Origin of the sequence: Galbibacter sp. (assembly GCF_048266365.1) — a bacterium.
Classification (GTDB): Bacteria; Bacteroidota; Bacteroidia; order Flavobacteriales; family Flavobacteriaceae; genus Galbibacter.
In genome coordinates, this window is record NZ_JBLWZP010000023.1 from 1 (window position 1) to 13,008 (window position 13,008).

At 29.6% G+C, this 13,008-nt stretch carries 10 protein-coding genes; 9 read left to right on the forward strand and 1 reads right to left on the reverse strand.

The window, feature by feature from the left end; all coding sequences use genetic code 11:
- From ACN0TV_RS16630 to ACN0TV_RS16670, 9 genes are all read left to right on the forward strand, one after another.
- A partial coding sequence (locus tag ACN0TV_RS16630) for a hypothetical protein (RefSeq protein WP_417364405.1) occupies window positions 1-370 on the forward strand: 370 nt, incomplete at its 5' end.
- 2 nt (window positions 371-372) lie between these two features.
- On the forward strand, window positions 373-1,800 hold the full coding sequence (locus ACN0TV_RS16635; RefSeq protein ID WP_417364406.1) for a hypothetical protein: 1,428 nt from the start codon (window positions 373-375) through the stop codon (window positions 1,798-1,800).
- A 36-nt stretch (window positions 1,801-1,836) separates the two neighbouring features.
- Complete coding sequence (locus ACN0TV_RS16640; protein ID WP_417364408.1) at window positions 1,837-3,270, forward strand: hypothetical protein; 1,434 nt, start codon at window positions 1,837-1,839, stop codon at window positions 3,268-3,270.
- 43 nt (window positions 3,271-3,313) lie between these two features.
- Window positions 3,314-4,735, forward strand: coding sequence for a hypothetical protein (locus ACN0TV_RS16645; RefSeq protein ID WP_417364410.1), 1,422 nt, complete (start codon window positions 3,314-3,316; stop codon window positions 4,733-4,735).
- A gap of 5 nt (window positions 4,736-4,740) precedes the next feature.
- Window positions 4,741-5,928: an oligosaccharide flippase family protein gene (locus ACN0TV_RS16650; protein WP_417364412.1), complete on the forward strand. Its 1,188-nt coding sequence runs from the start codon at window positions 4,741-4,743 to the stop codon at window positions 5,926-5,928.
- Window positions 5,929-7,185: a hypothetical protein gene (locus ACN0TV_RS16655; protein ID WP_417364414.1), complete on the forward strand. Its 1,257-nt coding sequence runs from the start codon at window positions 5,929-5,931 to the stop codon at window positions 7,183-7,185.
- Entirely contained in the window at window positions 7,175-8,227 is a 1,053-nt protein-coding gene (locus ACN0TV_RS16660) for a glycosyltransferase (protein ID WP_417364416.1), read from the forward strand. The genes ACN0TV_RS16655 and ACN0TV_RS16660 overlap by 11 nt, the downstream gene beginning before the upstream one ends.
- A gap of 101 nt (window positions 8,228-8,328) precedes the next feature.
- Window positions 8,329-9,153, forward strand: a complete 825-nt coding sequence (locus tag ACN0TV_RS16665) for an SGNH/GDSL hydrolase family protein (RefSeq protein ID WP_417364418.1) — start codon at window positions 8,329-8,331, stop codon at window positions 9,151-9,153.
- The gene (locus ACN0TV_RS16670) at window positions 9,150-10,355 is read left to right on the forward strand and encodes an O-antigen ligase family protein (protein WP_417364420.1); all 1,206 of its coding nucleotides are present in this window, start codon (window positions 9,150-9,152) and stop codon (window positions 10,353-10,355) included. The genes ACN0TV_RS16665 and ACN0TV_RS16670 overlap by 4 nt, the downstream gene beginning before the upstream one ends.
- 5 nt (window positions 10,356-10,360) lie before the next feature.
- On the opposite strand, the gene ACN0TV_RS16675 is transcribed toward ACN0TV_RS16670, so the two are convergent.
- A complete protein-coding gene (locus ACN0TV_RS16675) occupies window positions 10,361-12,709 on the reverse strand; it encodes a T9SS type A sorting domain-containing protein (RefSeq protein ID WP_417364422.1) in 2,349 nt (782 codons plus the stop codon).
- Window positions 12,710-13,008: the final 299 nt, after the last annotated feature.

Below are 13,008 nucleotides of genomic sequence, written 5' to 3' on the forward strand. Positions count from 1 at the left end.
AATACTCAACAAAACAAATGTAATAATACGGTGTGCAGTTTATACAGTCATTATTTATAGTATAGTAATCTTTGGTAAATACGGTAATGATAGTGTTTATATTGTAAAACATTTGTTAGACTTTGTTCCAGATTATCATAATTATTACAATTTAGGACTTCCAAAACACGAATTTATTTTAGCGATTGTAGTAATAGGACTATTATTGATTTTTGATGCTATTCATAGAAAATATAATAGTTTAAGAATACTCAACAAAACAAATGTAATAATACGGTGTGCAGTTTATACAGTCATTATTTATAGTATAGTAATCTTTGGTATATACGGTAATGATAGTGTTTCAGAATTTATTTATTTTCAATTTTGAAGATGAAAAAAAAAATAAAATCTATTATTGTCTTCACCCTTTTTTTGACTTTAGGGTTTATTTTTTTGAATAGAATCTTTGCCTCTCAGAATATTTTTGTCAATGTTTATGAAGACTATAAATCCTTAACAAAAAAAACTAACGTAGATATATTATTTTACGGAAGCTCCCATGCTTATACTACTTTTAACCCAATGATTATAGATGATAAATGTAAAACCATAAGTTACAATTTAGGTTCGGCCGCATTATATATTTCTCTTACGGATCTTGTTTTAAAAGAAACACTTAAAAGAACGAAGCCCAAATTAATCATTCTTGAAGTTTATGAAGGGACAGTAAGAGAAGTTATTTCAGAAAGAAACAAAGGATTTCAACTTAGAGCCTTAGACATTATCCCAAACTATTCGATTGAAAAAATTAATTCGATTAAAAATATATTTTCCAAGAATGAATATCTCGGTGCCCTATTTCCCCTTATTAGAAACCATGAAAAATGGAATGAATCTTCATTTATTGGGTTTTCTAAAAGACAAACATTGAATAAGAACACTCTTTTTTTTCATTCAGGGTATAGAGGTCATTTTAAAAAATTAGATTTAACAGAACGCCAATCGTTTAAAGACCTTACCAAGATCAATGCCCCATTGAAGAACGGAAAAATTTATTTTGATGAAGAATCAAAAAAACATATTAAAGCGTTTATCAATACAGCGAAAAAAGAAGGAATAGAAGTCCTAATTGTTACTTCTCCGGATTTAACAAGTTATAAGAAACACCAACCCTTTTTTAAAGAATTAAAGGAATTGTGCAAGTCATTTAGCACACCTTATTTGAATTTAAATGACTATTATAAAGAAATAGGTCTAACAGCTGATGATTTTATGGACCCTGGACATTTAAATATATATGGCGGTACTAAGACCAGTCAGTTTTTGGGAGAATATCTAAATGAGAAATATCAATTTTCAGATCGTTCAAATGATGAAAGTTATAAGCTTGAAATGCAGAAACTCCAAAAATCCAAAGACTTATTTGTAAAATCAGACGGATTTTATGGTATTGAGCTAAACAAAAAACTTATTGATGGATTGGTTATAAAGAATCTGAGTATTAGCAAAAACAATAGAGACCATACTATAACACTAAACATTGAAAATGATAAAAGATTAGATGAAATCTTTGAAAAATATAAGCTCTCATTTAAAATATTTCCAACGAACTTGGATAACCTTAATGATGACAGCAAATCTAAAAAATGGAAATTTGACAAAGTAGATATTATATTAGAAAATCAAACCAATCCAATGGTCTTTCACATTTTTACTAAAATTAAGAAAATAGATAAGGCGGAAGTGTTTCTTTTTAATAAAGAAGTTTATAAAGGTGTGGTTGGTGAAAAAATAACTATTGATGATCTTGATTTTTAATATTAATTTTTTATTCAATTAATATATGGATAACAGATGATAAAAAAGAGAATATTTTCTGCATTAATATTATCAGTTTTTCTGTTGCTAGGATTTATTTATTTAAATAAGGTCTTTGCATCAAGCCATCGTTATGCAAATACAATTGAGGATTTTGATGAATTAACAAAAAAAGAAAATATTGATATTATTTTTTATGGCAGTTCCCATTCCTTCACATGCTACAATCCTTTAATAATAAATAATATAACAAAAACGACGAGCTATAATTTAGGCTCCGATGCATTATTAATGTCTCTAACAGATCTTGTTCTAGAAGAATCATTAAAAAAAACTAAGCCAAAACTTATTATACTAGAAGTATATAAAGGCACAATAACTGCTCCGTCAGACACGAAAGAGGCGAAAGGTTATCAACTAAGAGCCTTAGACCTGGTGTCAAACTTTTCATTTAAAAAATATACAGAAGTAGAGCGCATTTATAATAAAAATGAATATTTAGGGGTACTCTTCCCATTAATAAGAAACCATACTGATTGGAATAGTAAAAACTTTTCTTCTTTTTCCAAAAGAGTAAACTTTGACCCAAATGATTTTTATTACGGAGGTTATGTGGGATATGGAACTATAATAGGAGAGAAAGATAATCGCTCAAAATATGAAAACTTTAGAAATCAGGAAAAACGTAAAAACAATAAAGATACTTTACTTAATAATAAAATTAAAGAGGATATAGCGGCATTTTTGAAAATAGCGAATGAACAAAACATCCCTGTTTTAGCCGTAACCTCACCAGATTTAAGAGCTATTTATGAAAACTATTACCTATACGATGAGTTTCGAATCTTCTTTGATAAATTTAATGTTCCCTATCTTAATCTAAATGATTATTATGATGAATTGGATTTATCTGTTAACGATTTTAGAGATCCAGGACATTTAAACAGGACTGGAGGGACAAAAGCATCAAAATTTTTGGCGAATTATCTTAATGAGCACTATAAGTTTGATGATAGGTCTTCTGAATCTACTTGGCAGTCTATCAATAAAAAATATTTGGACTTCAAAAATACCTATGAAGAAAGAATATATCAAAAACAATTACAGGCTAATCTCATAGAATCGATAAAAGTAAAGGATATTGAACTAACCAATAGCGGTCAAATTTATTCAATAAAAATTACCATTGATGGAACCAAAAATTATAAAGATGATTACGGAAAATACAGCTTATCATTAAAGATTTTTCCTTATGATAATAACGAGCTTAGTGATTACAGCAAATCCAAGAATTGGAATTTTGATAAAGAAGATATAAAATTAAAAGATGAAGACAGTATCCTGACTTTTCAACTTAAAAGTAAGATTAAAGAAATAAAACAAATTGAAATGTTCCTTTACAATACTGAAGAATATAAAGGTGTAATTGGAGAAAAACTGATTATTAACAATCTGGATTTATTAGAATAATTTTTTTTAAACCATATCCAAGCTATAAAATGTCACATCATTAATGAAAAAAAAATCAATATTATTACTTTCATTTTTATTAATTCTGAGCTTTATATATTTAAATAGAATATTTTCAACGAGCAATCATTATGTTAATACATTTGAATCATTCAAAGCACTTGCTGAGAATACCAATATTGATGTTTTATTTTTTGGCAGTTCACACGCTTACACTGCATTTAATCCTTTAATAATTGATAAAGAATCTAAGACAGTATCATTTAATTTAGGATCTGATGCTTTAAGGGTTCCATTTACAGATTTAATTATTGAAGAAGCTCTGAAGAAAACAAATCCTGAGCTTATAGTTATTGAAATATACCCTCCTTCTATACCAGGTCCGGAAAATGATTTAATAAAAGGATATCAATTAAGGGCCTTGGATATGATTTCGAATTTTTCTTTAAAAAAACAAGAAAAAATTGAAAGATTCTATACAAACAAAGAACTAGCAGGAGTATATTTTCCATTAATTAGAAATCACAATAAATGGAATGAAATGAAATATTTTAAACTATCCCGCAAAGAAAATTTTAATGAAAACACAACTTTTTTTAATAATGGTTACATAGGATTTAATACAGTAATTGACTCTTTAGGAAGATCGAAATTTAATGGTTTTAAAGAAATAATAGCATACCCTGAACACAAAAAAACAAAAATTGATGAAACAGGAAAAAGAGATATTGTTGAATTAATTAGAGTAGCAAAATCTCAAGGCTCTCAAGTTTTGGTAGTTTCATCTCCTGATCTTAGAGCCAAATTTGACTGGAGCGAGTCTTTTTTAGATGATTTGAAAAATATTTGTGAGCAACAAGAAATAAACTACTTAAATCTTAATAATCACTATAATGAAATGGGTTTAAATATTATTGATTTTAGGGATCCATCACATCTAAATATTCAGGGAGCAATAAAAACCAGCAAGTATTTATCGAGCTATATTAATAAAAACTATAAACTCAAAGATAGATCTTCAGAACCTATTTGGGATTCTATGAACAAAATATATATAGGTTTTAATGAACGAAATAAAACAGCAAGTTTTCAGAAGCAATTAAAGTTTAATTTTATAAAAGAAATACAATTAAAAATGATTGAAATGAAAATTTTGAATAATAAATTAAATGCAAAAATATATATTGATAAAACCAATTATTCTAAAAGGGAAAATAAAAAATACAGTATTTCTTTAAAAATTTTTCCCTATAATATCGATGAGTTAAGTGATTATAGCAAATCAAGAAATTGGGATTTTGACAAAGTAGATATAAAATTAAAAGATAAAGACAGCATATTAAATTTTCAGCTGAATAGTAAGATTAAAGAAGTAAAACAGTTGGAATTATTTCTTTTTAACTCTGAGCAATATAAAGGTGTTGTAGGAGAAAAACTGGTTCTTAAGAATATCGAATTTCAATAATTTTTGTGCTTAAAAACTTATTACATAAAAACTATTTAATTTACGGAAGTTCTATACTTTTCAGTAGAGGGTTAGAATATGCAGTTCTTTTTTTTGCCGCCCATCATTTGTCAAAATATGATTACGGGGAGCTAGAATATTATAAAAAAGTAATTGAGGTCGGTTCATCCGTTTTTGCTTTTGGATTTCCCGCACTCATCCTGAGTTATACAAAAAGTAGGGATAGCAAAAACTATTTCTTCCTCTTAGGAATTTTATTTGTTCTTTTTGTTGCGGCCATTGGGGCCATTTTTTTTAGCTTTTTCAGCTGGTTGTTTCTGATTGTTCCATTCGTTTTTTATGCCATTTTTTTTACTGGAGGTATTGCCCAATCTTATTTTTTGGTAAGTCAAGGCAGTAGTTATGCTTCATATTATAAAATAATTATTTCAATCCTTTTTTATGGGTTGATCTTTATTTCAATTTATTGTTTTGATGTTGCAGGTTATGCTTATGTATATGTAAATTACTTACTGCTACCAATTTCATTTATTCATGTAGTTACTTTATTTTATCGTGAAAAGATTATTTGGCAAAAAGTAAAAAGGTATTGGAAGCTTTTCAAAAAATTATTATTAAGTTCATTTACACTTGTAATTAGCAATTTTGCAAATCTCACTTTTCTTTATACAGACATATTTGTAATAAAATTACTATCTCAAAACCCCAATGTGGATATAGCAAATTATAGTTTCGCATTGAACATTGCCAATATGCTATTGCTTATACCCTTAACTTTAGTGCAAGTTGATATTGAAAAATTGAAACTAAAACCAAACTATTTGAACGAAATAAATAAAAAAATCCTGATTTTAGTATTGACTGCTTCAGTATTTTTATTGGGATTCTATTTTATATTGGTTCACAAATTTTTTACAGATTACAGCAATACCATAACCATTTTCATTGTAATCCTATTGGCTAAAATATTTCATTCCCTTTCTTCATTATTTGGAACCAACCTGATAATTCTGAAAAAATTCAAGGAAAATTTATATATAAATATTGCAATGTTGCTTTTAAATATAGTTGTAAGTTATTTATTGTATTTTCAATTTGATTTGATTGGAGTTGCAATGGCGAGTTTAATTTGCCTGATTATTAGATATTTTTTATTGATTAAAATAAACAGAAAATCAGCACGAGTTTTATAAATGATAAAAAAAATTTCACATATAATTAATTTTAATCAGTTTTTGGTATTACTACCTTTTATAATAATTTATGCTGGTACCGTTTTCCAAACTACTTTTAAAGAAATTACTTCCGTTAGTAAAGTATTAGCATTTGCTTATATGCTAGTATATATTTTTTATACTAGAAAAGTCAATACAAACCTTTTTTTGAGCACATTAATTTTCTTGCCCTTATTGATTTATGGGATCCTCAACTCTTGGACACTTAAAGCTGGACTGAGTGATGGCCTCAGATATTTGTTTCCTATTACTGTTTTGTTTTACAGCTATTCCATTAAAGAGCATTTTGGCCTATTATTGAAATTTATTATTTTTTTCGTTGTGCTTAATTTTTTGATTCAAATACTCAATTATTTTAATTGGGCGCGGGGTATAGAACAATGGTTTTATTATAGAACAGAAAATGGATATGCATATTATAATGAAACAGCAGGAATCATTAGAGCCACAGGTACCGTTGTATTCTTTGGGTTTCTTGGGTTTTTAAACATGGTGGCTTTTTTTATAATAAATACTTTTTATCATGGTCGCTTTAAAAAAGTATTTTTGGGCATCACTTTATTTATGTTGTTGGCAAGTGTATCTTTTAAAGCCTTTGGAGCTTTCCTGATAGTGCTTTTGCTTTATAATTATAAGCGAATCTATAAATTGGTTTTATTCTTTGTATTGCTGTTAATAGGAATATATCTCACTTTTCCTGAAAAGATAAATGAATTTGTAGAGAGTTTATTACTGCGTATAAGTTTATATATTACTGAAGGTAATTCTGCACGTAGTGAATCCTACAGAGTAATGTTTAACGAAATAGGAAATTTCAATCTTTTCGGTCAGGGTGTTGGAGTTTTTGGCGGCCCCGCTTCAACAACATATAACTCTTGGTACTACAAAATGGTTGGCTTCAATTGGTACGACACTAAATGGCTAAATTTAACAACCACAGACACCTTCCCGCCTCACTTGTTTGTGGAGTTGGGTATAATTGGAGGACTTCTATATTTGTTGGTGCTCATCACACCACTTTTAAGAAGAAAATTCAACAAGCGTTATCTATTAGTTCTTGCAATTTATTTCTGTTTGTTCTTTGATATGCTTTTCTCCTTTTCACTTAATAATATGGACTATTTACTATTTTCATTGGCGTTTGTTTATCCAATATTATATTACAAAGAAGAAAACAGCGTTGAAGACGAAATGCAACCAATCTATGGAAATTGAAAGGAAAATTAAGGTTCTTTTTTTTGCAAATATTCCCGTTTCTAATGAGGAACGCTCTATTGGTGGCGCAACAGTTTTGGCAAAAAATATACTTGATTTTATTGTGTTAGATTCTCGTGTTGCTATAACCCATCAACAAATCAGAACTTTTTGGAGAAACAAATTGCAACTAATTGACTATTTTTTTTGGGTTTTCCGTTTTCCCTTTGTCGCAAAAAAATTTGATGTTATCAGTTTTCACGGCACCAAAGATTTTCATTTTACCATTGCCCCCATTTTATGGTTATGGGCAAAAGCTTTAAATAGAAAAACCATATATCATTTTTTTGGCGGGAATTTTATGGATCAATATGAAGCTATGCCAAAAGCATTTCAATTTATATTGAAAAAGACCGTTTTAAAATCGGATACTGTATTTTTTGAAACCCAGCAGTTAATGATTTATTTTGAAAACAAAAACGTTAAGAATGCCGAATGGCTGCCAAATGCCAGAAAACCCATCCAGAAAAAAAATATTGAGACCACTTTTGAGAAGAAATTTGTTTTTATTTCGCGTGTAATACCCCAAAAGGGAATTACGGAAATTGTTAAAGCAGCCGCTATTTTGCCAGATGATTATTCTATAGATGTTTATGGCCCTATAGATGACAGGCATTATGAGAATAGTGTTTTCAAGAGTTCCAGCGTGAATTATAAAGGAATACTGCGCACTGATGAAATTGAAGACACACTTTCAAAATACAATGTGCTTTTGCTCCCTTCTTATTTTGAAGGAGAAGGGTACCCTGGAATAATAATTGAAAGCTTGGCAATGGGCATTCCAGTTATTGCAACTCAGTGGAAAGCATTGCCAGAAGTTATTATGGATGGCTATAATGGACTTTTGGTGCCAATAAAAGACTCTGAGGCTTTAGCACAAGCAATGCGAAAGTTCAATCAAATTAATTATCCGGAATATTGTAAAAATGCTTTAGAGAGTTTTGAAAAGTTTAATAGCGAGATAGTATTCAATAGAATTATTGAAAGTTATATAAAAGAATGAACCCGTTTCCTTCAAATAAATTAATGCTAATAACCATACTCTTGGTTACTTCAGGATTTGGTATAAAATTCATTTCTTCTTCCAACCAGCAATTTTTTCAATTGAATTTTGATTGGGATAAAGAGAAACCAATAAAGGACCTGGGCACGGCAATACTTGATTCTGTTTCATACAATTATGTGGAGATTAGAAATAATAATTTTAAGCCTAACCCACAAAACACATATAAACTTTCAACCAAAACAGACAGTTATTATTTTCGATATGTTTATCATTTATTTAAAAACGCAACTATTCGATTTAAAGGGGTGGAATGGATAACTGACCTTCCTGAATCAACAGACATCGAATATAATATCGAAGAGGTTTTTCTACCCTTAAAAGACGGAACAGGGCCATCGGTAGTTACATTGGGTGATAGATTACTTATTGAGAATGAGGCTAAATACTACAGGAAGGATTTAAGAAACTTATTCCCTGTAATCTATAAAGGCGAATACTCTGATGTTTTTGATTTTCCTAATGAGGCTATCAAAACAAATACTTCAACAAGTATTTTAGAACAAATTAAAAATATACCAAAAGCAGATTATTACGTTTTAATGTATGGCTCCAATGAGAATTTAGATTCATTGGAAACATTTAAAAAAAACACGAAGGAAATCTTAGAAACACTACAAGCCAAAAGACCACAAAAAACGATTTTAATTACACTACCTCCTTCTAATGATACTATAGTAAATCAAAGGAATAAACAAATTAACAACGTATTTCTCGAGCTATCAAAAACTAATGAATTTGAATTGATAGATACATTTCAAATATTTTCAGAAAATATAGACAAGTACATCCGCAAAGATGGTATTAATATTAGCCGTGATGGATATTATAAACTTGCAAAGGAAACTGCCAAACACATAAAATGATCATAAAAAACGAACTTTTAAAAGATAGAATTTTTTATTGGTTGTTGGCCTTTTGCCTAATCTCTTTGCCTTTTCCTGATTATAGTTTTAATTCACAAGCAATTATTGCTTTTTTTGTTTATTGGCTCTTATATAATTCCTTTTCAGAAAAGAAAGAACTTTTTTTACAGAACAAATTCTCAATACTATTACTTTCGAGTTTGTTTTGGATTCCTCTCTTGGGAACGATTTATACTAACAACCTCGATGCTGCTTTAGATGAGTTACGGATTAAACTTCCCTTTTTGATTTTTCCGCTAATATTGCTAACAGTTCGTCTAAAAGATTGCCGTCCTTTTGTGATGAATCAATTTTTATTTGGTGTATTGGCAGCCTCACTTCTCGCACTGGCCAAAGTAGTATATTTTAAAATTAATAATCTTGGGAATTATTTTTATTATAGTAAGTTCTCTGAGTTTTTAGATAAGCATACTACCTATTTCTCTTTGTTTGTAGTTATCTGTATGCTTTGGTTATTATGGCAGTTTGTACACAGAAAAGCCAATAGATTACTATTAATCATTGGAGCGTTGGCTTTATTATATATACTCTATTTACTCAGTGTGCGCATAAGTATTATAGCCTTGGCTGTTGGTAGCTTAGTAACCATTTTAAGTTTCGTTGCTTCAACCTGGAAAAGAATCTTGATATTAATAATAATTCCAGTTTTATTGGGCTCCATTTACTTTACACCTTATTTTCAAAAACGTTTTGACCCTAGCACTACTGAAACAGCTCAAATAAGTGATATTGAGTTCCGGGAACTCCACTGGAAAGCTGTTTTGGAAACCATAGCCCAGAATAACCTACTAATAGGCTATGGAACTCGTACCCACAGAGATTATTTATACACTAAATACAAAGAGCATGGTCTTACTTCAGCATACAAAGAAGGCTATAACGCCCACAACCAGTATTTAGAAGTTTTCTTGGAATTTGGACTATTGGGATTCGTGATTTTCTTGGCCTTGATTCTTTATTTATCGTGGGTTTTTAAAAAGAACAAGGACTATTTTGCACTAAGCATTTTAATGGCTTTTCTGGTTTATATGCTCACAGAATCCATTTTCCAAAGGCATAGTGGGATTGTTATTTTTTCGTTTTTGATTGCTTTATTTTTAAATGAAAATATCTCAAAAAAGAAGCCTATTTTGAAAAATTAAATTTATTATTCTTTAATAAACTTCTTGACAGTACTGTTGTTTTGGTCATCAGTCATTTTAAGCAAGTAAACGCCACTTCTTAGGCTGGAAACATTTATTTCAGTTGTATTCTGGTTTTCTTCAAAGAATACATTTTGCCCCATTGTATTAAAAATTTGAACACTTTTTAAATTATAATCTGAATTGATGTTCAAAATATTCTTTACAGGGTTAGGGTAGAGATTGAAAGCGGAAAAATCTTGTGTTGAGGTACCTAAAACAAAACCACATGCTTCGGCAACTACAACAGCTGTTTCACAACCACTGGCATTGTTATTAATTTCATGAAAATAAGGGCTTTGATGTTCCTCTAAAAAAGTACAGATACTTTCAAAATTACAAACTTCAAGATTGGGGTTCTGTTGTATAATAATTTTTGAGATAGAGTTTGGATCAATATTTTCAACTCCTTCTAGCGAAGCTAATTGTGCATTATCTTCTATATGAAATTCGTCATCATCCAAACTTGTTAAGCTGGAGAGACCAGAAATGTCATTTAGATTATTGTTTCCTATAATTTTTAATGGACCGCCAATGGACGCTAAAGCACTTAGCCCATTTAGATTAGTAATGGTGCTATTGTGTGAAATTAGAAGACTATCACCAATCGTGGTAAGATTTTGCATTTCAGGAATTTTTGTAAGTAGCTCATTTCCATCAATAGATAAGTAATTTGCTATAGCATTTAGACCATTAAAATCAACCACCATTTCCAAAGAAGGATTGTTTTTAATTTCAAAATAATGACCAATATTTTCAAGCCAACTAAAACTTGTAATTTCGTTTAGGGATTCATTATTTGTAATACTTAAGTAATTTGCTGTTTGTGTATTTGGGAAAAAATCTATTCTTTCAAATGCATCGTTATTATCAAAAAAGAGCCACGACATATTAGTAGCACTTGTATATGGAACGATATTAATCAGGGATGGGTTATTACGGCATGTCAGGCCAACTGTCCCGGTTGCATTAGAAGCTATTTTTAGGTGTGAAAGGATTTCATTATTATTTACAGTTATGTAATTTGACAAAGCATTTTTAAATATATCTATACTCTGTAAACTTTGATTATTTTCTATATATACGGACATTTGTCCAAAGTTTCCAGCAACTCCGTCGAAACCAGTAATAGTACTTAGAAGGCTATTGTCTTTTACGAGAATTAGTCCTTTTACAAAGCTATTAAAGTCACTAATTGATTGTAAATTGTTATTATCGGTTAAGAAAACTCTTGCATCCAGCAAAGCATTAAAGCCTGAGATTGTTTCCAGTTGTGAATTGTGATGTATTCTTATTTCTTCAGCTACTTCAAGTCCTTCAAATCCGCTCATAGAAAGCAAAGATGGATTTAATTCAATCTCTAAGGCATATAGGATTCTAACAACACTATTAACCCCTTCTATGCTTTCTAAGTTGTTATTTTCTTTAATAAGAAAACCTCCATTCACAGTTCGCAAACTGTTTAACCCTTCTAAATTTACCAAAGAATTGTTATTCTCAATAGAAACCACTACTGCATTCAAATTTTGGTCAATACCATGAACGAGATAAAGATTGTTTAACCCCTCTAAACTAACTAGATTATTATTATCAGTTATCGATAACCATTTTCCTAAATATGTTAGGCTTTGAAGACCGTCTAAAGTTATTAAACTATTGTTAGCTGATATACTAATCATATCAGCCGATTCTAAATTTTGTAATCCATCTAAAGAGGAAAGTGCATCATTATCGTGAATAAATAGATTCTTGGCATTAACAAAACTTTCTAAACCATGTAGGCTCGTAAGTGAATTATTATTGGAAATGGTAAGCGCAAAAGTATCAGAAATACCACTTAGATTAGCTAAGCCTTGCAAATCTGTAATCCCATCACATCCTGTTATACCGAGAGCTAAAATTAATACTTGTGATAAATTACTAAATGGTTGTAAATCTGTAATAGCATCACAATTAGATAATGTGAGAAATAAAACTTCAGATAAATTACTAATAGCGCTGATATCGCTTAAAAGCGGGCTATTATAAATTCTATAATCGCTACCTACATAATTTATATTATGTAATCCTTGTAGACTTTCTAGTTCATTACTTGATACTTCTAAATCATTATTAACTCTAGTGATTTGGGAAAGTCCGTCCAAGTTATATATCTCTCCGTGAATACTTAAACGACCAATTGTAGTGCAACCCGGATAATTGATGGCGAAATTATCAATATCAGCCTGAGTGGTTAAATTTATAACCATTCCTTCACATTGAGCATTTGTTATTGAAGTCAATGAAAAGACAAAAATTAATAGTGCAAATTTCATAATAAATATTTTAGACATTTGTTCTAACTTTTCCTTAATTTAAATTTCAAAATCTCTTTCAAAAAACCTTAAAGAAATGAATCAAGTTAAATATACAGATTAATTCATAGATATTAATTATCTTAAAAGAAATAATGGAAAAAGGTATTCTACCATTTCTTTTTTTAAACAGTATATTTGCCGCAATTTTCAAAGCATATTTTGCCAAACACTAGAATCCAAATCCTAAACACCGCCATAGATAATCTCTCCATGCAAGAAACCCTTGCTCTGGTGCAGGAAAAAATACATGCCGGCGA